At 65.2% G+C, this 20,222-nt stretch carries 22 protein-coding genes, 1 tRNA gene and 1 other RNA gene; 10 read left to right on the top strand and 14 right to left on the bottom strand.

All coding sequences use genetic code 11. The features are described 5' to 3' along the window. The first annotated feature begins 8 nt into the window (after positions 1-8). The 3 genes from P0X85_RS00255 to P0X85_RS00265 are packed head-to-tail and all read left to right on the top strand — an operon-like array spanning position 9 to position 2,272. Positions 9-872, top strand: a complete 864-nt coding sequence (locus tag P0X85_RS00255) for an ATP-binding cassette domain-containing protein (RefSeq protein WP_275806680.1) — start codon at positions 9-11, stop codon at positions 870-872. Between the two features lie 3 nt (positions 873-875). Further along, the gene (locus P0X85_RS00260) at positions 876-1,361 is read left to right on the top strand and encodes a hypothetical protein (protein WP_275806683.1); all 486 of its coding nucleotides are present in this window, start codon (positions 876-878) and stop codon (positions 1,359-1,361) included. 11 nt (positions 1,362-1,372) lie between these two features. Further along, on the top strand, positions 1,373-2,272 hold the full coding sequence (locus P0X85_RS00265) for an ABC transporter permease (protein ID WP_275806686.1): 900 nt from the start codon (positions 1,373-1,375) through the stop codon (positions 2,270-2,272). A 53-nt stretch (positions 2,273-2,325) separates the two neighbouring features. Here P0X85_RS00265 and P0X85_RS00270 read toward each other — a convergent pair whose 3' ends face one another. Together P0X85_RS00270 and P0X85_RS00275 are read right to left on the bottom strand one after the other, a co-directional pair. Continuing rightward, positions 2,326-2,868: a TlpA family protein disulfide reductase gene (locus P0X85_RS00270; RefSeq protein ID WP_275806689.1), complete on the bottom strand. Its 543-nt coding sequence runs from the start codon at positions 2,866-2,868 to the stop codon at positions 2,326-2,328. Then, on the bottom strand, positions 2,865-3,473 hold the full coding sequence (locus P0X85_RS00275; RefSeq protein ID WP_275806694.1) for an SCO family protein: 609 nt from the start codon (positions 3,471-3,473) through the stop codon (positions 2,865-2,867). Before P0X85_RS00275 ends, P0X85_RS00270 begins: the two co-directional genes overlap by 4 nt. 127 nt (positions 3,474-3,600) lie before the next feature. On the opposite strand from P0X85_RS00275, the gene P0X85_RS00280 reads away from it, so the two are divergent. Both P0X85_RS00280 and ilvD read left to right on the top strand, forming a co-directional pair. Further along, positions 3,601-4,467, top strand: coding sequence for a bile acid:sodium symporter family protein (locus P0X85_RS00280; protein ID WP_275806697.1), 867 nt, complete (start codon positions 3,601-3,603; stop codon positions 4,465-4,467). A gap of 111 nt (positions 4,468-4,578) precedes the next feature. After that, positions 4,579-6,414 carry a dihydroxy-acid dehydratase gene (ilvD, locus tag P0X85_RS00285; protein WP_275806700.1) on the top strand — a complete coding sequence of 612 codons (1,836 nt, stop codon included), beginning with the start codon at positions 4,579-4,581 and terminating at the stop codon, positions 6,412-6,414. A 51-nt stretch (positions 6,415-6,465) separates the two neighbouring features. On the opposite strand, the gene P0X85_RS00290 is transcribed toward ilvD, so the two are convergent. Both P0X85_RS00290 and P0X85_RS00295 read right to left on the bottom strand, forming a co-directional pair. After that, positions 6,466-6,861 carry a VOC family protein gene (locus P0X85_RS00290; RefSeq protein WP_275806703.1) on the bottom strand — a complete coding sequence of 132 codons (396 nt, stop codon included), beginning with the start codon at positions 6,859-6,861 and terminating at the stop codon, positions 6,466-6,468. A 70-nt stretch (positions 6,862-6,931) separates the two neighbouring features. Beyond that, positions 6,932-7,008, bottom strand: a tRNA-His gene (locus P0X85_RS00295). A 155-nt stretch (positions 7,009-7,163) separates the two neighbouring features. Here P0X85_RS00295 and P0X85_RS00300 point away from each other — a divergent pair. After that, the gene (locus P0X85_RS00300; RefSeq protein WP_275806706.1) at positions 7,164-7,361 is read left to right on the top strand and encodes a DUF6324 family protein; all 198 of its coding nucleotides are present in this window, start codon (positions 7,164-7,166) and stop codon (positions 7,359-7,361) included. 6 nt (positions 7,362-7,367) lie between these two features. Here P0X85_RS00300 and P0X85_RS00305 read toward each other — a convergent pair whose 3' ends face one another. From P0X85_RS00305 to P0X85_RS00315, 3 genes are read right to left on the bottom strand one after another with little or no spacing between them, the layout of a single operon-like run. Beyond that, positions 7,368-7,820 (bottom strand): MmcB family DNA repair protein, encoded by a 453-nt coding sequence (locus tag P0X85_RS00305; RefSeq protein ID WP_275806709.1) that lies wholly within the window; start codon positions 7,818-7,820, stop codon positions 7,368-7,370. Between the two features lie 41 nt (positions 7,821-7,861). Then, on the bottom strand, positions 7,862-8,281 hold the full coding sequence (locus P0X85_RS00310; RefSeq protein ID WP_275806712.1) for a diacylglycerol kinase: 420 nt from the start codon (positions 8,279-8,281) through the stop codon (positions 7,862-7,864). Positions 8,282-8,303: 22 nt separating this feature from the next. Further along, entirely contained in the window at positions 8,304-9,956 is a 1,653-nt protein-coding gene (locus tag P0X85_RS00315; protein ID WP_275806714.1) for a phosphoethanolamine transferase, read from the bottom strand. A 190-nt stretch (positions 9,957-10,146) separates the two neighbouring features. On the opposite strand from P0X85_RS00315, the gene ssrS reads away from it, so the two are divergent. Beyond that, positions 10,147-10,304: non-coding RNA, 6S RNA (gene ssrS, locus P0X85_RS15190), on the top strand. A gap of 199 nt (positions 10,305-10,503) precedes the next feature. On the opposite strand, the gene P0X85_RS00320 is transcribed toward ssrS, so the two are convergent. From P0X85_RS00320 to P0X85_RS00340, 5 genes are all read right to left on the bottom strand, one after another. Continuing rightward, positions 10,504-10,842: a hypothetical protein gene (locus P0X85_RS00320; RefSeq protein ID WP_275806718.1), complete on the bottom strand. Its 339-nt coding sequence runs from the start codon at positions 10,840-10,842 to the stop codon at positions 10,504-10,506. Positions 10,843-10,954: 112 nt separating this feature from the next. Beyond that, a complete protein-coding gene (gene nusB, locus P0X85_RS00325) occupies positions 10,955-11,464 on the bottom strand; it encodes a transcription antitermination factor NusB (protein ID WP_275806721.1) in 510 nt (169 codons plus the stop codon). After that, a complete protein-coding gene (locus tag P0X85_RS00330; protein WP_275806724.1) occupies positions 11,461-12,012 on the bottom strand; it encodes a 6,7-dimethyl-8-ribityllumazine synthase in 552 nt (183 codons plus the stop codon). The genes nusB and P0X85_RS00330 overlap by 4 nt, the downstream gene beginning before the upstream one ends. A 3-nt stretch (positions 12,013-12,015) precedes the next feature. Then, on the bottom strand, positions 12,016-13,158 hold the full coding sequence (ribB, locus tag P0X85_RS00335; RefSeq protein WP_275806727.1) for a 3,4-dihydroxy-2-butanone-4-phosphate synthase: 1,143 nt from the start codon (positions 13,156-13,158) through the stop codon (positions 12,016-12,018). Continuing rightward, positions 13,155-13,754 carry a riboflavin synthase gene (locus P0X85_RS00340; protein WP_275806730.1) on the bottom strand — a complete coding sequence of 200 codons (600 nt, stop codon included), beginning with the start codon at positions 13,752-13,754 and terminating at the stop codon, positions 13,155-13,157. The genes ribB and P0X85_RS00340 overlap by 4 nt, the downstream gene beginning before the upstream one ends. Before the next feature lie 214 nt (positions 13,755-13,968). Here P0X85_RS00340 and P0X85_RS00345 point away from each other — a divergent pair, with 214 nt between their 5' ends. The 3 genes from P0X85_RS00345 to P0X85_RS00355 all read left to right on the top strand — a co-directional run bounded on the left by P0X85_RS00345 (position 13,969) and on the right by P0X85_RS00355 (position 18,512). Then, positions 13,969-15,255 carry a capsule biosynthesis protein gene (locus P0X85_RS00345; RefSeq protein WP_275806731.1) on the top strand — a complete coding sequence of 429 codons (1,287 nt, stop codon included), beginning with the start codon at positions 13,969-13,971 and terminating at the stop codon, positions 15,253-15,255. Positions 15,256-15,369: 114 nt separating this feature from the next. Further along, positions 15,370-16,473, top strand: coding sequence for a polysaccharide biosynthesis/export family protein (locus P0X85_RS00350; protein WP_275806734.1), 1,104 nt, complete (start codon positions 15,370-15,372; stop codon positions 16,471-16,473). After that, on the top strand, positions 16,473-18,512 hold the full coding sequence (locus P0X85_RS00355) for a capsular polysaccharide biosynthesis protein (RefSeq protein WP_275806737.1): 2,040 nt from the start codon (positions 16,473-16,475) through the stop codon (positions 18,510-18,512). Before P0X85_RS00350 ends, P0X85_RS00355 begins: the two co-directional genes overlap by 1 nt. On the opposite strand, the gene ribD is transcribed toward P0X85_RS00355, so the two are convergent. Both ribD and nrdR read right to left on the bottom strand, forming a co-directional pair. Beyond that, entirely contained in the window at positions 18,509-19,603 is a 1,095-nt protein-coding gene (ribD, locus tag P0X85_RS00360) for a bifunctional diaminohydroxyphosphoribosylaminopyrimidine deaminase/5-amino-6-(5-phosphoribosylamino)uracil reductase RibD (protein ID WP_275806740.1), read from the bottom strand. The two genes, P0X85_RS00355 and ribD, sit on opposite strands and share 4 nt — an antisense overlap. Next, the gene (nrdR, locus tag P0X85_RS00365) at positions 19,600-20,070 is read right to left on the bottom strand and encodes a transcriptional regulator NrdR (RefSeq protein ID WP_275806743.1); all 471 of its coding nucleotides are present in this window, start codon (positions 20,068-20,070) and stop codon (positions 19,600-19,602) included. The genes ribD and nrdR overlap by 4 nt, the downstream gene beginning before the upstream one ends. Between the last annotated feature and the right edge of the window lie 152 nt (positions 20,071-20,222).

A 20,222-nucleotide genomic window follows, 5' to 3' on the forward strand; every position in this document is an offset into this window, starting at 1 on the left:
GGAGTGCCATGATTACCATCGACCGCCTCACCAAACGCTTCGACCGCCGCGCGGTTCTCGACGAGTTGACGCTCTCGATTGATGCGGGCGACCGGATTGCATTGATCGGCTCGAACGGCGCGGGCAAGACCACACTGTTTCGCTGCCTGCTGGGCCATTACGGCCATCAGGGCACGATCAGTTTTGACGGCAGCGCGGGCCGCCGACGCGAGGCGTCTGCGCTCGCGCGGGTGGCCTTCGTGCCGCAACTGCCGCCGCCGCTGCGGATGCCTGTGGGCGAGTTGCTGGCCTTCGCCGAGCGTGGCGCGGGCGCGGATGCGGCGCTCATGCGCGAGATCGCGGGGCGGATGGGGATCGACCTCGACGAGGTGAAATCGCGTCCCTTCTATCGGCTATCCGGCGGGCAGAAGCAGAAAATCCTCGTGACCGTCGCACTTGGTCGCGCGGTCGACCTGATGATCTTCGACGAACCGGCGGCCAATCTCGACCCGGCCGCGCGCGCGGTCTTTATCGACCTGCTGGCCGAGCGCAAGGAGGCCTCGATGCTGATCGCCTCGCACCGGCTTGAAGAGGTCGCGCCACTGGTGAACCGGGTGATCGAACTGGACCGGGGCCGCGTGGTGCTCGATGACGAGGTGGTGGACCGGCTGCGCGCGGGCGAGTTCCGCATGGCGACCATCACACTTGCTCAGCCGCATGAGCCGTTCGCCGCGGCTCTGGCCGGATGGGGCTTTGCCACCGATCCTGCGGGGCTGCGTTTCACCGGCCCCGTCCCCGCCGCCGAGACCTTCCGCTTCCTCGGCCTTCTCGCCCGCTACGGCAGCCTGATCGACAGTCTCGCGCTCGATCAGGACGTTATGGAAAGGGTCTGACCCATGTGCCGCAACTGCTCTCCGCTCAGCCGCCGCCAAATACTCGCCCTGCTCGCCGCCGCCCCGCTGGTCGGCGCGTGCAAACCGCAGACCGAGGGTCCCGAAGACATCCGCTGGGGCCGGGAGACCTGCGAGATTTGCGGGATGATCATCTCCGAGCCGCATTACGCCGCCGAAGTGCGCGGCGGACCCGAGAAAAAACTGGTGAAATTCGACGATATCGGGGACGCGGTGCATTGGCTCGAATTGCAGGATTGGCGCGCACAGCCGGGCACAGAATTCTGGGTGATGAACAGCGAGAACGGCACCGAATGGCTTGACGCAAGGCAAGCGGCCTATCGCACCGGCGTCATCAGCCCGATGGATTACGGCTTTGCCGCCGTGAAGTACCCGGCCTCGGATACGGTGGATTACGCGGCCATGTATCAGGCCTGCCTTGATCGCGGGCTGACGTCGCGCTGCTTGCCGGAAGCCCATCTGGAGGGATAATGATGAACGCCATGAGCACCGATCCTCTCTCCGCCCCGACGACGCCCGGCCTGCGCCTGCCCGCCCGGCCCGAGGCCCCGCCCCGCACCGGGCTTGGCCTCTCGATGCGGCTGGAATTCGCGGAATCGCTGCGCTCGCGCTGGTTCCATTTCTATTCTGTCGTGGTGGTGGGGCTGATGCTCTTGCTGATCACCACCGGGATTTCCGAAAGCCGCGTGCTTGGCTTCACCGGGCTGTCGCGGCTTCTGGTGACCTACATCCAGATCATGATGGCGGTGCTGCCGCTGTTCATCGTGGTGACCACCGCGCGCTCGATGGTGGGTGACCGCGAGGCGGGCAATCTCGAATATATGCTCGCCTTCCCGGTCTCGCTGCGAGTCTGGTACTGGGGCCGGTTCCTTGCGCGTCTGGGGCTTGTGCTGGCGCCGATCGCGCTCTCGCTTGCGCTGGCGGCGGGGTATGGGATGGTCCGCGGCCACAGCGTCCCCTGGACCCATATCGCGCTTTATTCCGGGCTGACCGCAGCGCTCACGGCCTGTTTCCTCGGCATCGGCTTTCTGATCTCGGCGCTCTCGCGGTCCACCGAGGTGGCGCTCGGCGCATCGCTTCTGGTCTGGCTTGCGCTTGTCGCGCTGCTCGATCTGCTGCTGCTTTCGGTTCTGATCCAGGGGCAGTTCATCCCGGAATTCGTGATCGGGATTGCGCTGGCCAACCCGCTGCAAAGCTTCCGCACGGCTTCGATGATCCTGTTCGACCCGCAGCTGATCCTGCTTGGCCCGGCCTCTTACGTGATCCTCGACCACTTTGGAGTCACGGGCTATGTGGTCTGGGCAATGATCTACCCGACCGTTCTGGGGCTGGTTTTTGCCGCGCTTGGCTACTGGCGGTTCTCGCGCGGCGATCTGGTGTAACGCAAAAGGCCCGGACGCGTGTCCGGGCCTTCGTTTTGGTGCGAGGGCGCGGCTCAGAGCATCGCGCGCAGCCAGTCGACCGTCTTATCATCGTCCCAGCGAGCCTCTCCCGCGACGACGAAGCGCATCCGCCCCTCGGCGTCGAGGATCGCCGTGCTGGGCAGGTTCTCGAGATCGAGCACAGCCTTGAGGTTCTCGCCCTCACCGATCAGCACCGGCAGGTTGTCGATCCCGGTCTCGGTGTAGAAGCGGCGCACGCCCGAAGCCCCGCGCCAGTCGAAGGCAAGCGGCATCACATCCACCGCATGCCCCTCCAGCAGCTCCGCCAGACGTGCCAGCGACGGCATCTCGCGGCGGCATGGCACGCACCACGGTCCCCAGAGGTTGAGCACGACGATCCGTCCCGCATGATCTGCGAGACTGACAGGCGCACCCGTCCCATCTTCGATCTGCAACGGCTTGGCATCGGGCAGACCCGGCACCGGACGGGCCAGCGAAACCGCGGAGGGCGCGAAATTCTCAGCCAGAAGCGGTCGGGGCAAGACGGCAAAAGCGCCCATCCCGCCCAGAACCGCACGTCGCGTGGGGCGCGTCATTGGCCGATCACCTCATCCATGATCGCGGCGATATCCGTGGCCATCGCCTCGGCGGTGGTGCCATGTGGATAGCGTTTGATCAGCATCCCGTCGGGGCCAAGAAACGCGATCGAAGCCGTGTGGTCGATCGAATAACGATCGGGCTGCGCGGGGTCGGGGATGTGGATTTCGTAGCGGGCGTTGAACGCCTTCACCATATGATCGGTATAGGCCTTGGGTCCGCGCAGCGCGATGATCCGCTCATGGAAGAAACCGGTATAGTCGCGCAGCAGTTTGGCGGTGTCGCGCTCGGGGTCCACGGTGACGAAGATCGGCGCGATCCCGTCGGCCTTGTCGCCCAACAGGTCGAGCGCATCCGCCATCGTCGCAAGCGAGGTCGGGCACACATCCGGGCAGCCGGTATAGCCAAAGTAGATCAGCGCAAAGCGGCCCTGAAAATCCTCGTTGGTCTGCACATTGCCATAGACATCTTCCATCATGAAGCGGCGCTGCATCGGCGTATCCGTGCCGGCCTCCGGTTCGAGATCGGCATGTTGCGCCATGAGCGGTCCGACCGTGAGCGCGGTCAGCGCGGCGGCGATCAGCATCGTTCTGCGGGTGAGCATTCTGAACGGTCCTTTTTCAAATCCTGAGGCAATCTAGGCGGCGAATCCACGATCTGCCTTGACTTTGGTCAGAGAGACCGCGCCGCAGCCCGGCCCATTCTTCCGGCACCAAACCGGAGAACCGCGCATGTCCAGCCTGATTCAGATTTTTCTGCCCGCCGCGATGATGGTGCTGATGCTCGCGCTGGGGCTACGGCTGCGGCCCTCGGAGCTGGGGCGCGCCTTTCGCAACCTCCGCGCCTATGGCACCGGGCTTGCCGTGCAGCTGATCGGGCTGCCGCTGCTGGCCTTCGGGATCGCGAAAGCGCTCGATCTCTCCGCGCCGCTGACGCTCGGGCTGATGCTTGTCGCGGCCAGTCCGGGGGGCGTGACCTCGAATTACGTGGCGCTGCTGGCGCGCGGGTCCGTGGGGCTTTCCGTAGCGATGACGTTGACCACATCGCTGATCGCACCGCTTTCACTGCCGCTTGTGCTGGTGACGGCGGGCGTGGCTGCACCGGACCCCGCGCAGCTTTGGAAAATCTCGATGGGGATGACCACCGTCGCTCTCGTTCCGCTGCTGATCGGGATCGCGCTGTGCTGGCTTTGGCCGCTTGGGGCGGAGCGCGCGCGGCGGCTTCTTGATCCACTGGCCAAGGCGCTGTTCGCGCTGATGGTGCTTGCGACCTTCGCACAGAACTGGGGGGCGATGCGCGAGGCCTTTGCCGAGGCCGGTCTTGCGGTGACGCTGCTGGCCATCGGCGCGCCGCTGCTGGCGCTTGGAGCCGGGCGCGGCGCAGGCCTGAGCCTGCCGCAGATCCGCACCGTGATGACCGAGGCGTCTTTGCAGAACGTGGCGATCACGATCTTCGTGGCGACACAATTGCTTGGCATGCCGGCATTGGCCATTCCGGGCCTGATCTATGCGGTGCTGATGAATGTCGTGGCGCTCGCCCTGATCGGACAGGCCCAGCTCGGCGGGTTTGGCCCCTCTGCGCAGACCCATCGGGGCTAGGGCGCGCATCCTGCCCCTGTTCAACACGCCCGTCCTGCATTAGAAAGCTGCGACCCCGGTCCGGCGCAGCCGCGCCCCCGGCCCTTTGCGAACAGCCAGACGGATACCGACATGCCCCATTACCGTTCCCGCAAATCCACCCATGGCCGCAACATGGCGGGCGCCCGCGGCCTGTGGCGCGCAACCGGCATGACCGACAGCGATTTCGGCAAGCCGATCATCGCGGTTGTGAACTCGTTCACGCAATTCGTACCCGGCCACGTCCACCTCAAGGATCTTGGCCAGATGGTCGCGCGCGAGATCGAGAAGGCGGGCGGCGTCGCCAAGGAGTTCAACACGATCGCGATCGACGACGGCATCGCGATGGGCCATGATGGCATGCTCTACTCGCTGCCCTCGCGCGAAATCATCGCGGACTCGGTCGAATACATGGTCAATGGCCACTGCGCGGATGCGATGGTCTGCATCTCGAACTGCGACAAGATCACGCCCGGCATGATGATGGCGGCGATGCGGCTCAACATCCCGGTGATCTTCGTCTCGGGCGGGCCGATGGAAGCGGGTAAGGACGGCGCCGAGATCGTTGGCCACGACCTCGATCTGGTCGATGCGATGGTCGCCGCCGCCGATGACAAATACACCGACGAGGAAGTCCTCGCGATCGAGAAGTCGGCCTGCCCGACCTGCGGGTCGTGCTCGGGCATGTTCACCGCCAACTCGATGAACTGTCTGGCCGAGGCGCTTGGCCTCGCGCTGCCGGGCAATGGCTCGATGCTGGCTACGCATGCAGACCGCAAGGCGCTATTCCTCGAAGCGGGCCGCAAGATCGTCGAGATCACCAAGGCGCATTACGAGGGCAACCAGCCGGGCCTGCTGCCGCGTGAGATTGCCACCTATCAAGCCTTTGAAAACGCGATGAGCCTCGACATCGCCATGGGCGGCTCGACCAACACGGTGCTGCACCTGCTGGCCATCGCCCATGAGGGCAAGGTCGATTTCACCATGGCCGATATGGACCGCCTGTCGCGCAAGGTGCCCTGCCTCTCGAAGGTCGCGCCCGCCAAGCAGGACGTGCATATGGAAGACGTGCATCGCGCGGGCGGCATCATGGCGATCCTCGGGGAATTGCACCGTGGCGGGCTCTTGCATGGCGATGTGCGCACTGTTCATTCCGACACGCTGGCCGAGGCCATCGCCAAATGGGACGTGATGACCGCGAACGACCCCAAGGTCGAGGAGTTCTATCGCGCAGCGCCGGGTGGTGTGCGCACCACGCAGGCCTTCTCGACCGAAAACCGCTACAAGGAGCTGGACCGCGACCGCGCAAAGGGTGTGATCCGCTCGGTCGAACATGCCTTCTCGAAGGACGGCGGGCTGGCGGTGCTTTACGGCAATATCGCGCTCGACGGCTGCATCGTGAAAACCGCCGGCGTGGACGAGTCGATCCTGAAATTCTCGGGCCCGGCGAAGGTGTTTGAATCGCAAGACGACGCGGTCTCGGGCATCCTGACCGGCAAGGTCACCGAGGGCGAAGTGGTGGTGATCCGCTACGAAGGCCCGCGTGGCGGACCGGGCATGCAGGAAATGCTCTACCCGACCTCGTATCTGAAATCGAAGGGCCTTGGCGCAAAATGCGCGCTGCTCACCGACGGGCGTTTCTCGGGCGGCACCTCGGGCCTCTCGATCGGGCACGTCTCGCCCGAAGCTGAGGAAGGCGGGCTGATCGGGCTCGTGGAAACCGGCGACCTGATTGAGATCGACATCCCGAACCGCACGATCAACCTCGCCGTGACCGAGGACGTCCTGGAGGCGCGCCGCGCCGCCAAGGGGCCTCTGCCCTGGGCACCCGCCAAGCCGCGCCCGCGCGCCGTTTCGACCGCGCTCAAGGCCTATGCGATGCTGGCCTCCTCGGCGGCCAAGGGCGGGGTCCGTATCCTGCCGGAGTGATCGCAGATCACGGAATTGCAAAGGCCGCGTCCCCGGGCGCGGCCTTTTGCGTTAAAGATAGCGCCCGCCGCGTTCGAGCACTTCGATCTGGTAGCCGTCGGGGTCGGCGATGAAGAAGAACCGGGCGATCACGTCGCCAGCCGGAGCGAAATCCACGATCTTGCGCGGAGCCAGACCCGCCGCCTCTAACCGCGCATGCTCCGCCGCCACATCCGCGACTGAAACCGCCAGATGCCCGTAGCCGTCGCCTTGGTTATAGGGCTCCGTCCGGCCTTTGTTGACGGTCAGTTCCAGCTCGAACGCACTCTCAGGATTGGACAGGTAGATCAGTGTGAATTCGGGGAAATCCAGCCGTTCCGCCACACTTAACCCAAAGGCCGCCTCGTAGAAGGCGAGCGAGCGCGCCTCGTCCAGAACGCGGATCATGGAATGGATCATCTTGGCCATAATGCTCTCCTGTTTGGCACAGGCTAAGCGCGCGCCGGAAGCGCTGCAAGCGACCATGAATGGAGGGAGATGGTACCGCCTCCCCGGCTTGAACGGGGGACCTCTGGATCCACAATCCAGCGCTCTAACCAACTGAGCTAAGGCGGCACTGCGCGCGGATTTAGCCCTCCGGGGCGCGGATTGCAAGAGCGGTTTTCACCCTTCGCGCCCGGAAAATGCGCGCGAGAGCGCTGTGCTCTTGTGCGGGCGCGGCCAAAAGGCTACGCCCGAAACAGTCAACGGCCCGCGCATAGGAGGCGATCATGGGGATCAACAAAGAGAGCGACATCGCGGCGAATCTGCAAATCGGCCCGACCTCGCAGGGCATGGTGCGGATCTATGTGGAAGGGGATGGGATCGAGCTGCCGCTCGACTTCGACCCGGAAGAGGCCGAAGAGATCGCCGAAGAGTTGATGGCCGCCGCCGAGACCGCACGCATGATGGCCAAGAAGGGCCGCTAAGCGCGTCTAGTCCTCGGGCAGGATCGGCAGGCGCGGATCGTTCGCAACCTGAAGCCGATGCGCCGCGCGACGCGCGAAATCAAGCGTGAGCGCCTTGCGCCGCGCGGGGGCGAGTTTGCTGAGCGGCGCCTCGCGCAGCATCTCTGCCCCGAAGCCATCCGCGATGAACAACCCCGTTTCCGGCGGCAAAAGATCAGTTGGAAACTCTGCATCGACCGCCCAGAAATAGCGGTCGCACCAGTCGAGATAACCCTGCCATTTCCGGTCTGACTGAAAATCCGCACGGCAGGATTTGCACTCGACGATCCAGATCTCGCCCTTGGGTCCCAACGCCATGAGATCTGCGCGCAGCCGCGGTCGCAGCGGCATCTCGGCGACGCTCGCCATACCATAGCCCCGCAGCGCACGGGCCACGCCGCGCGCGAGGATTTGTCCGGGTTGAAGGTCACTCAGGCTCATGCCGACAGCATGAACAAAAAATGAACAAATGTCGAGAGGGCTCAGGTAATCAGGACGTAGGCGAGCAAGATGCCATGCGCGACCAGCACGAAGGCCACCGCCAGAGAGCCAAGATCCTTAGCGTGTTTCGCGGTGGACGAGCGCTCTGGCGAGATGCGGTCGGTGAGTTCCTCGATGGCCGTGTTGATCGCCTCGAAAGCGAAGCCGACAAGGCAAAGCAGCAGGAAGGCGATGATCTCAAACGGGCGCGCGCCCGCCCCGATATAGACCGGCAGCAAGAGTGCCGCCGCCAGAACCTGATGACGGAACGCGGTTTCTTGCCAGAGCCGCGCGGCCCCGTCGATCGAGTAGCGCGCGGCGGCCAGCACATGCGCGGGACCGCTCACGGGCGCGGGCGGAACTGCGCCTTCGGGCAGCGGCCCGCCCTGCGCGCTACGCGGACCTTCGGAGGGTTCGGTCATCGAATGTCCTTTGCCTTCCCGCTCAGCCGATGGGCCCCTTGCAGGCGGCCACAAGATCATGGGCCGGGTCATGGGCGGCAGTGCGGATATCCATCATCCCGAGGATCGTATGGAACATGTAATCCTGGCTCAAGGGCTGATCGGATTGCGCGGCGACGCAGGCGCTATCGAGCCCCATCGCATCGCGGTAGCCTTCGGAAAGCCAGATCTCCATCGGCACCTTGTATTGCACCTCGGGGGCAAGGAAACGCGGCGCGCCATGAAGGAAGAGGCCGCCCTCGCCCAAGCTCTCGCCATGATCTGACAGGAACAGCAACGCAGGCGCCACACGGTCCTGCGCAGCCTCAAGCTCGGCCATGGCCTGCGCCAGCACGTGATCGGTGAAGAGCAGCGTGTTGTCATAGGCGTTGGCGATTTCCTCTTCGGTGCAGGTGTTGAAATCCGCGCTCCGGCAGTCCGGGGTGAAGCGGCGGAAGTCGTCGGTGTAGCGCATGAAATAGGCGGGGCCGTGGCTGCCGATCATGTGGAAGACCAGCACGGTGTCTTCGGTGATGGACGCGAGTTTCTCCCGCAGGATCGGCAGGAAGACCTCGTCGGTGCACTCGCCAGCCGCGCAGGCGACGGGGTCGGCATCGGCACGGATGCGGCTGGACCCAGTTCGCGCGCCAATCCCTTGATCGCCGGTATTGTTGTCGATCCACTCGATCTTGACGCCGGCATGCGAGAGCACATCGAGCAGGTTCTCGCGGGAGCGGAAGCGGGTGGTGGAGAAGTCGCTCTCGGTAAGGTCGGAGAACATGCAGGGCAGCGAGACGGCGGTCGCGGTGCCGCAGCTTTCGACATTCGAGAAGTTGATGGCGCCCGCCGCAATCGTCTCGGGCGAGGTGTTACGCGCGTAGCCGTTGGCCCCCCAGTTCTGGGCGCGGGCGGTCTCACCGGCAAAGATCACGGTGACCACGGGCTTGCGCGCCGCGGCGAGCAGCGGGCCTTTTTGCGCATCGAGGCCAAGGGGTTCGACCTCGGTCTGCGCCGAGGCCAGCATCATCTTGCCATAGCGGTAGGCGCCCACGATCGGGGTGAGCGGCTGGTAGGCGTTCACGATATCCTTGCGCTCGCGCAGAAGCGAAGAAAAGGCTTTGAAATCAGTGATCAAGAGGCCCGGCACAAAGGCGAAGGACAGCAGGACACTCAGCGCCCAGATCACCAGATCGCGGCGCAGGGACAGCGGCTTGATCCGCACGAGAAGGATCGCCAGCGCGGGCAACACGCCCCAGACCAGCATGTGCAGCGCATAGGGCAAGGTCACGAGATGACGCGCCTCGGTCACGGTCGTCTGCATGACGTTCTGGATCATGTCGCGGTTGATCGTCGCGCCGAGTTCGTCCTGATACCAGCTCGCCGCCGCGCCGATCAGGATCATCGTGATCAGCACCGGCTTTTGCAGCCAGCGCGGACCCAGCAGCGTGGCCACGAAAAGGGTCAGCGCCCAGAACGCCCCCGCGAGGATCACCATCTGCACCGGATGCCCGTCAAGCGCGCCCGAGAGCCGCCCCCACCAGGTGTTGTTGAACGCCGCGAGCATGAACAGCGTCGCGCCAACATTCAGAAATAACGGGGAAATTTCGGGACGCGTGACTTTGGGAATATAGGTCTCGCTGCTCGGCATATCGGTCATGTCTCGCCTCTTTGGAGCGTTTGGACCGAGATGGCAGGGTGCGGGCGGGCGGGCTATGGTTTCTGGGGTGGAGTGGGGCGATCTGCAACCCGAGTTTGAGGCCCAAAATCAGCGGGAAACGGCGGATTTGCGACCTTGCACGAAGGCCCCCCTTGTCGGCGCGCCCGCGCCCGCCTATCTGTGAACGCGGCGGTTACTGCTCTTCGCGTGCGAGGCCCTTTTCCAGTGGCCGATAAGCATTTCCGAGGGGGCTGGCTCTGTCGAGACCCTGGTCTCGTTACCTGGCACCCACCTGATTTAGTCAGGCTCTCGGGAAATTCACGCCTCCACGGTTGCTGTGGTTTCCGCCACCTTTTCCCCAAAATCCTCGCCAGATGCGCAGCCGCTTTGCAGGCGGTTTTGGGGTCGGTTTGCAAAGCTGGCTTTCGTCTGGTTTTGCGCCAGCTTTGCGCCAGATTATTGTCCGGCCAGAGCCGCGCAGCAAAGCGCCCCAAACGACAAAGCCCCCCGCGCGGCGGAGGGCCTTTAGCTCAGTTGTCAGATCGGATCAGCGGCGGCGATGCACGCGGCGCGCGGGTTCGTCGGCGGGGACCGGGATCGCAACCATCTGTGCCGCATCGACCGAGGGGATCGCGTCGCGCTTGCCACCGCCCGAGCCATCCTCGGGTTCGGCCATGCGCATGATGGCGATGCCGAATTGAACGCCCGCGAAAACGATCGTGTTGAACACGACCAGAAGCGCAATGGCGATATAGCCTATATCGGAGGTCGAGATCAGGTGCCAGAGGTTCGCCACGTTGAACCACAAGAGCAACCCGACAAAGGTCAGGGCCAGCCCGAAGCCGATGAAGATGTTCTTGATATACAGGCGCACGAGTTCAGGCATGACGACTCCCCTTCATGTCACATTTATTAATGTAACGCAGATTCGTGTTAATCCAACGTGCAATCTCGCCGCAGGTGCGAAGGCGCGCGGGAAACCGCGCGCGGGCGATGGATCAGAACGCCTCCGGGCGGAAATGGCGCGCCATGTGATCGAGCACGGCGTTCACGAATTTCGGCTCCTTGCCTTCGGGGAAGAAGGCGCGGGCGACATCAACGAATTCGTTGATGACAACCTTGGGGGGCGTCGCCGGGGTCACCAGCTCGGCGCCCGCCGCGCGAAAGAGCGCGCGCAGCACCGGGTCGATACGGTCGATGGGCCAGGCCTCGACGAGCGCGCGGTCGGTGGCTTGGTCGATCTTGGCCTGCCAGGTCACGGCATCGTCCACCAGACGGCGGAAGAGATTGCTGTCGCCCTCGGCCATCTCGTCGCCCTCGTAGATGGCGCCGAAGCGGTGGGTTTCGAATTCGCGCACCACACGATCCGCGCCCTGCCCCGAGGCTTCCATCTGGAAGAGCGCCTGCACGGCATAGAGGCGCGCCGCAGATTTCATCTGGCGCTTCTCTTCCTGGGTGAGCTTGCGCGGCTTCTCAGCCGGGGTCTCGGGCGTGGTATCTTCGGTCATGCGCGGGTCGGTCCTTCGGTATCGCCGGCGATGCGGAACGACTCACCTTGCGGTTTGAAGCCGATCCCCGTCTTCCGGGCGGCCCATTTGCGCGACAATGCGATCAGATGCAAGGCCGCAGCAGCCGCCCCGCCGCCTTTGTTCATGCGGGCGGGATCGGCGCGGACCTCGGCCTGCTCGCGGGTCTCGACGGTGAGGATGCCATTGCCGACGCAGACGCCTTGCAGGCCGAGCATGGTCAGCCCGCGCGAGCTGTCGTTGCAGACGGTGTCGTAATGGGTGGTCTCTCCGCGGATCACGCAGCCCAGCGCCACGAAGCCGTCGTAATCGGCCATGCGCGCGGCCATGCCGACGGCGGTCGGGATTTCCAGCGCGCCGGGCACTTCGATCAGATCGACGGTGGCGCCTGCGGCCTCGCCGGTGGCGCGGGCGCCCGCGATCAGGTCATCGGCGATGTCGCGGTAGTAGGGGGCGACCACGATCAGCAGGCGCACCGGCTTGTCGAACCCGGGCAGCGGCAGTTCGTAATGGGTTTCGGTTCCGGCCATGTCTCAGCTCTCCATGATGGGGCGGGTGCCGACGATTTCGAGATCGTAGGCCTCGAGGCCGACATAGCGCGTTTGCGGCTTGTCGGTCAGCAGGATCATTTTGTGCACGCCCAGCGTCGAGAGGATCTGCGAGCCAAGGCCGATCTGCTTGATCGTGCGGGGGCCTTTTTCCTCTTCGCGCAGGAGTTTGGCGGAGGGGTCGCGGAACAGGCACACCGCGCCGCGCCCTTCGGCGGCGACGATCTCCATCGCGCGGGCGAGCTCGCCTGCGGGCGCGGGGCCGATGCCGAGCACGTCTTCGAGAAGGCTCAGCGAATGGGTGCGCACGAGGACCGGTTCGGGCGTGGTTATGTCGCCCTTGATGAGCGCGATATGGTCGATGCCTTCGGCGAGGTCGGTGAAGACGCGCATCTGCCAGTCGCCGCCAAAGGCGGAGTGGACCGGCATCGAGACGCTCTCGCGCACGAGGTTGTCGTGGCGGCGGCGGTAGGCGATCAGGTCGGAGATGGTGCCGATCTTGAGCCCGTGTTTCTGGCCGAATTCGATCAGGTCGGGGAGACGGGCCATGGTGCCGTCATCCTTCATGATCTCGCAGATGACGCCAGCGGGGGTGAGACCCGCGAGACGGGCGATGTCGACGGCGGCCTCGGTATGGCCCGCGCGTTCGAGCACGCCGCCGGGGCGGGCGCGCAGCGGGAAGACGTGACCCGGCGAGGCGATGTCCTGCGCGCCGCTCTCGGGGTCGATGGCGACGGCGATGGTGCGGGCGCGGTCGGGCGCGGAGATGCCGGTCGAGATGCCCTCGCGCGCCTCGATCGAGACGGTGAAGGCGGTTTCGTGGCGCATGGCGTTGAAGCTGGCCATTTGCGGCAGGCCGAGCGCCTCGACGCGCTCCTCGGTAAGCGGCAGGCAGATCAGCCCGCGCCCGTGGGTCGCCATGAAGTTCACGGCCTCGGCGGTGCATTTGGAGGCGGGGATATAAAGGTCGCCCTCGTTCTCGCGGTCCTCGTGATCGACGAGGATCACCATGCGGCCCGCGCGGGCCTCGGCGATGATCTCTTCGGTCGGGCTGATCGCGCTGCGGTAGCTTTCCTCGACCGCGCCGGGGACGTCATGGGTGCCGGATTTGTCGACGCGGGTCGTCATGCGTTCCACTCCTGAAGCCGGGCGACGTAGCGCGCCAGCGTGTCGATTTCGAGATTGATCCGGTCGCCGATTTTCTCCGCGCCCCAGATCGTCACCGCCTTTGTATGCGGGATGATGTTCACGCCGAATTCGGTGCCCGACACCTCGTTGACGGTCAGCGACGTGCCGTTGAGCGCGACCGAGCCCTTGGGCGCGATGAATTTCGCCAGCGCGTCCGGGGCGCGGAAGGTGAAGCGGGTGCTGTCGCCCTCGTCCGAAAGGCCAACGATCTCGGCCACGCCATCGACATGGCCCGAGACGATATGGCCACCGAGTTCGTCGCCGACCTTGAGCGCGCGTTCGAGGTTGAGCTTCGAGCCGATGGCCCAGTCGCCGATATTGGTCTTGGCGACGCTCTCGGCGGAGATCTGCACGTCGAACCAGTCGCGGGGCGTGCGGCCCTTGGCGATGACGGTGAGGCAGACCCCGTTGCAGGCGATCGACGCGCCGATCTCGACGCGGTCCATGTCATAGCCGCAGCCGATCCGCGCGCGCAGGTCGCCCTGCTGGTCCAGCGCCTCGACCGTGCCGATATCGGTGATGATCCCGGTGAACATAGCCATCCCCTCGATTGCTGCCCTTGCCTAGCCCGCGCGACCGGTCCGCGCAAGGCCCGCAAGCGGCGAGACGACGTGCAGTCACGCACAGCCGCGCGTTCAGACTGTCTTCACCCTTTTGCCGCACTATCGCCCCGGATCACGGCTTGAATGCAGAAATCGCGTGACAGGACCCCGACGGATGCGCAAACAACGGAGAAACCGTGAGACCAGTATGAACCGTTTTGCCGATCGACGATTTCTGATGTTGCAGGGGCCGCACGGGCCATTCTTCAACCAGCTCGGGCGCATGCTGCGCGCGGCGGGCTGCACTGTCTGGCGGGTGGGATTCAACAAGGGCGACGAGGTGTTCTGGACGCATCGGCCCTCTTTCATCCGCTTCGACCGCCCGCATGAAGACTGGGCCGGGACGGCGCGCGATCTGATCGTGGGGCGCGGGATCACCGATCTGGTGCTTTACGGCGACACCCGCCCGATCCATGCCGAAGCGATAGAAATCGCGCGGGCCGAGGGCGTCACGGTCCATGTCTTTGAAGAGGGGTATCTGCGCCCCTATTGGGTCAGCTATGAGCGGGGCGGCTCGAACGGGCATTCGCGCCTGATGGAGATGACGGTGACCGAAATGCGCGCGGCGCTGGCGCAGTCGCAGATCGAGTTTCCCGAGGCACCGCCACGGTGGGGCGATATGCGCCAGCATGTGTTCTACGGCGCGCTTTATCATTTCATGGTGATGGCGCTGAACGGCGGCTATCGCAATTTCCGCCCGCATCGCGGGATCACGGTCTTCGACGAGTTCCGGCTTTACCTGCGCCGCCTGCTGACGATGCCGCTCCATATGATCGAGCGGCGGATCGCCACGGCGCGGGTGAAGTTCGGCGGGTTCCCGTTCCACCTTGTGCTGATGCAGCTTGAACATGATGCGAGCTTTCGGATGCACTCACCGTTTGGCTCGCAGACGGAGTTCATCGACATGGTGATGGAGGGCTTTGCCAAGGGCGCGCCGCGCCACCATCATCTGGTGTTCAAGGCCCACCCGCTCGAAGACGGGCGCGCGCCGGTGACGGCCACGATCCGCGCGGCGACACGCAAGTTCGGGCTGGATGGCCGGGTGCATTTCGTGCGCGGCGGCAAACTCGCGGGGCTGCTCGCGCAGGCGCGCTCGGCGGTGACGGTGAATTCGACCGCCGCGCAACAGGTGCTGTGGCGCGGCCTGCCGCTCAAGGCATTCGGGCGGGCGGTGTTCGACAAGCCCGAATTTGTCTCGCCGCAACCGCTCACCGAATTTTTCGCCAACCCCTCGCGCCCCGACACGCGCGCCTATCGGGACTATCGCCATTACCTGCTGGAGACGAGTCAGGTGCCGGGGGGGTTCTATTCGGCGGTCGGGCGCCGGGCGCTGCTGCGGCAGGTGGTCGATATGATGCTCGCCGCCGAAGACCCCTATCAGGCGCTCGTCGCGGGCACAGCGGCACCACGGCAACAGTTGCGCGCCGTCACATAACGGCACTGGCTTTTTTGCGCGTGTTTCGCTAGGGTTGCGGGCAAAACATAAAGCAGCATCCCGCAAAGAGGAGCTCGAGCAGTGAAATCGACGACGTCGCGCAGGACCCTTTTGATGGGTTTCTCGGCGGCCCTTCTGGGCACCGCCTCTTGTGGTCTGCCCCGGTCCGGCCCCAATAAAAAAGAGATTTTCGCAGGCTCCGTGATGCGCGAAGGCGATGCCTTCGTGGTCTCGGTGAACGACCATGTGACGCGCACCACCGCGGTGCAGCCCGCGCTGGGGTTCTCGTCGCGGTTCCAGAATGCCGGGCTGGTCGGCTCGGATACGATCCGGCCGGGCGATACGCTGGTGCTCACGATCTGGGAGAACGTCGATGACGGGCTTCTGGCGACGCAGGGCGCGAATGCGACGCAGTTGACCGAGGTGCAGGTCGATGGCTCGGGCTATATTTTCGTCCCCTATGCGGGCCGGATCAAAGCCGCGGGTAACACGCCCGATGCGCTGCGCCGGGTGATCACCGCCAAGCTCGACCCGCAAACGCCCGACCCGCAGGTCTCGGTCAGCCGGGCCGCGGGCGATGGGGCGACGGTGTCCGTCATGGGCGCGATCAGCGGTCAGGGCGTCTATGCGATCGAGCGTCCGACGCGCACGCTGTCGTCGATGATCGCGCGGGCGGGCGGCGTTGCCGTCAAGCCCGAGATCGCCAAGATCACCGTGACGCGCGGCAGCGAGAGCGGGACGGTCTGGCTCAAGGATCTCTACAAGCATCCGAAGATGGATATTCCGCTGCGGCCGGGCGATGTGATCCTCGTCGAGGAGGACACGCGCGCCTTTACCTCGCTTGGCGCAACGGGTGCGCAGGCACGGGTGCCGTTCGATACGCAGACGCTCTCGGCGCTGGAGGCGATCGCGACGGTTGGCGGGCTGAATTCGCGGCTGGCCGATCCGACCGGGGTGTTCGTGTTCCGGAACGAGCCCGAGGACATCGCGCGCGCCGTGCTGGGACGCAACGATCTGGTGGGCGATCAGCGCATGATCTATGTGCTCGACCTGACCGAGCCGAACGGCATGTTCATGGCGCGCGATTTCGCGATCCGCGATGGCGATACGGTCTATGTCACCGAAGCGCCCTATGTGCAGTGGCAGAAATCGCTTTCGGCCTTTACCGGCGCTGTCGGCACAGCGAATACGCTCGACAATCTCGCCAACGGGGATTGATGCGGGCGCAGGACAGAGATGATGCCGCCGGGGCTGTGCCTCGGCGGCTTTGCTATTACAATGGCGGCTTTCTCACAGAGCGGCGGCTGCGCGAGATCCTGCGGGCGGCCGGGTATGAGCTACGGTTTGGGCGCCCGCAAGCGGGCGATGGGGTCGCCGTGTGGGGGCAATCGCCCTATGCCAAACGCGGCGAGGCGATGGCCGCGCGCTATGGGGCACCGATCATCCGGGTGGAGGATGCGTTTTTACGCTCGATCCGGCCGGGACGGCAGGGAGAGGCGCCGCTTGGGCTTTTGATCGACCCGATGGGGGTGCATTTCGATCCGCGGCAACCTTCACTTATCGAACATTTGCTGCGAACCGAGCCTTTGGACGACACGGCGCTTCTGAACCGGGCGCGGACCGGGATCGCGCGGCTGAAGGCGCTGGAACTGTCCAAGTATAATGCCTTTGACCCATTGAGGCCGCCGCCGGAACCCGGCTATGTTTTAGTGGTGGATCAGACGCGCGGGGACGCGTCTGTAACGGCGTCAGGGGCGGCAGAAAATACATTCCGCGAGATGCTCGCCTATGCCGAAATCGAACATCCCGGCGCACGCATCCTGATCAAGACGCATCCCGAGACACAAGCGGGGCTGCGCGCGGGCTATTACGGGGCGGAGCAGTGCAACGGGCGTGCGGAGCTTTACGCTGAACCGGTCTCGCCGTGGCAGCTTCTGGACGGGGCGATCGCGGTCTATACGGTCTCCTCACAGCTTGGCTTCGAGGCGATCCTTGCGGGGCACAAACCACGCGTTTTCGGCCAGCCCTTCTATGCGGGCTGGGGTCTGACGCAGGACGAAAACCCGGTGGCCCGGCGCGAACGGGTCCTGACGCGCGCGCAGCTTTTCGCGGTGAGCCATATTCTCGCGCCGACATGGTTTGATCCGTGCCGCGAGCGGCTGTGCAGCTTCGAAGAGGCGGTGGATCAACTGGGGGCCGAGGTGCGGACCTTCCGTGAGGATCGCTACGGCCATGTCGCCGTGGGGATGCGTGCATGGAAACGCAAACCGTTGCAGCAGGTCTTTGGTCGGGAGACGCCGCTTCAGTTCCAGACCAACCCCGAGCGCGCGGCACAGATCGCGCGCGAGACCGATCGTGACCTGCTGGTCTGGGCCAGCAATGCGCCGGACGATCTGCCCGAGGATCTAGTCGTGCGCCGGGTCGAGGACGGGTTTCTGCGCTCGCGGGGGCTGGGTGCGGACCTGATCCCGCCGCTGTCGCTGGTCACGGATTTGCAAGGCATTTACTACGACCCGACCGCGCCTTCGGACCTTGAGGACATCATCGCACAAGACCTGCCGCCCGGCGGGCGGATGCGGGCGGAGCGGCTGCTTGATGCGTTGCGGGTGCGGGGTTTGTCCAAATACAACATTGGCGCAGAGCCCCCCGCCCTGCCCGAGGGACATAGAATCCTTGTGCCCGGGCAGGTTGAGGATGACGCCTCGATCCGGTTGGGCGCAGGCGAGATTTGCACAAATCATGCATTACTAGAGGCGTGTCGGCGTCAAAACCCTGAAGCCATCATCATTTTCAAACCTCACCCGGATGTCGAGGCGGGGCTGCGGCCCGGAGCGATCCCTGAGGCGGAGGCGCTGGCGCTGGCCGATCTGGTCGTGCAGAAAACCGACCCGATCGGCTTGATCGAGGCGGTGGATGAGGTCTGGACCATGACTTCTCTGCTGGGCTTCGAGGCGCTGTTGCGCGGCAAGCCCGTGACCTGCACCGGCGCGCCCTTCTATGCCGGCTGGGGGCTCACGCGGGACCTTGGGCCAGTGCCGGATCAGCGCCGCCAGGCGCGGCCCGATCTGGTGCATCTGGTCCATGCGGTGCTGATCGCCTATCCGCGCTATTTCGATCCGGTGACGCGTCGCCCCTGCCCGCCCGAAGTCGTGCTGGATCGGCTGTCAGAGGGTCCGATTCCGCGCCCCGGACCCGCCACGCGGATGCTTGCGAAACTCCAGGGTCTGTTCGCGGGTTACGCGCATCTGTGGCGTTAAGGCGCGCGGCGCCAGCGGTGCAGAATGTCCGGGCCGATGCGGGAGAGCTCTTGCAAGGTGAAACGCGGGGCGTCCGCCAGCCGTGAAAGCCCCAGATCGCCAAGTGCCGGGCGGCCATCCGCGCCAAGGGCGAGCCCGGCGGTGAAGCCGATCAGTTCATCCACCAGCCCCGCGCGCAGAAGCGTCGCGCCAAACTGGCCGCCGCCCTCGCAGAACACGCGGGTGAGGCCGCGCGCGCCGAGCGCCTCCATCAGGGCTTGCGTGTCGAGGCCTGTGCCGGACCGCGGCAGCGCGATCAGCGCGGCCCCGCGTGCGTGCCAGAAGTCTTGCGCTTCGGCGGGCGCATTCGGACCATGGCAGAGCCAGAGCGGCGCCTGATCGAGCGAGGCCGCGAGCCGGTCGCGCGGCAGGTCGAGGTCGCTTGCGACGACGATGCGGACGGGGGGACGTGCGGGGGTGAAGCCGCGCACGGTCAGAAGCGGGTCATCGGCACGCGCGGTGCCGCCGCCGACCATGACCGCGTCGAACCGGGCGCGGAGCGCATGGACACGGGCGCGGGCTTCGGGGCCGGTGATCCACTGGCTTTCGCCGCTGGCGGTGGCGATCCGCCCGTCAAAACTCGTGGCAAGCTTGAGGGCGAGCCATGGGCGGGCGCGCTCGATCCGGCTGAGAAAACCACATTGCAGCGCACGCGCTTCGGCCTCCATGAGACCTTCGGTCACGGTGATCCCGGCGGCGCGGAGCATCGCGTGCCCCTTACCTGCCACGCGCGGATCGGGGTCGGTGAGGGCCGAGACGACACGGGTCACGCCCGCCGCAATGAGCCCCTCGGCACAGGGCGGCGTCTGGCCGTGATGGGCGCAAGGCTCGAGCGTGACATAGGCGGTGGCCCCGCGCGCGGCGTCGCCCGCCTGATCGAGCGCGCGACGTTCGGCATGGGGGCGACCGCCGGGCTGGGTCCAGCCTCGCCCGACGATCCGCCCGTCCTTCACGAGAACACAGCCGACCGCGGGATTGGGCCAAACCTGCCCCAATCCACGCGCGGCCAGCGACAGGGCCAGCGCCATGAAGCGCTGGTCGGTGCTGCTCACTCGGCCTCGCCCGTGCTGGGCGGACGCAGTTCCGAGACGAATTTGTCGAAGTCGTCCGCGGCCTGGAAGTTCTTGTAAACGCTGGCAAAACGCACATAGGCCACGGTGTCGATCCGGGCGAGCGTTTCCATGACGATCTCACCGATGACCTTCGAGGAGATGTCGGTTTCGCCCATGCTTTCGAGCCGCCGCACGATGCCAGAGATCATCTGATCAATGCGCTCGGGATCGACCGGGCGTTTCTGCATCGAGATCCGGATCGAGCGTTCCAGCTTGTCGCGGTCGAAATCTTCGCGCTTGCCGGAGGATTTGATGACCACGAGGTCGCGCAGTTGAACACGCTCATAGGTGGTGAAACGGCCCCCGCAGGCCGGACAGAAGCGCCGCCGCCGGATGGCGACGTGATCTTCGGCCGGACGGCTGTCTTTCACTTGCGTATCAACGTTACCGCAAAATGGGCAGCGCATGGCGTCCCCCTTCTTCCTGTTCCCGCCTCATATTGGGGTCTTTATGCCCCAGTTATCCACAGACTATAGGCCCGCCCCGAGGATTTGGGTAGGAAAAATACCGCCCCACCACATGCTGTGGGGCGAGGTGTGGCGAAGAGGACTCAGGCCGC

Origin of the sequence: Pseudothioclava nitratireducens (assembly GCF_029210495.1) — a bacterium.
Classification (GTDB): domain Bacteria; phylum Pseudomonadota; class Alphaproteobacteria; order Rhodobacterales; family Rhodobacteraceae; genus Pseudothioclava; species Pseudothioclava nitratireducens.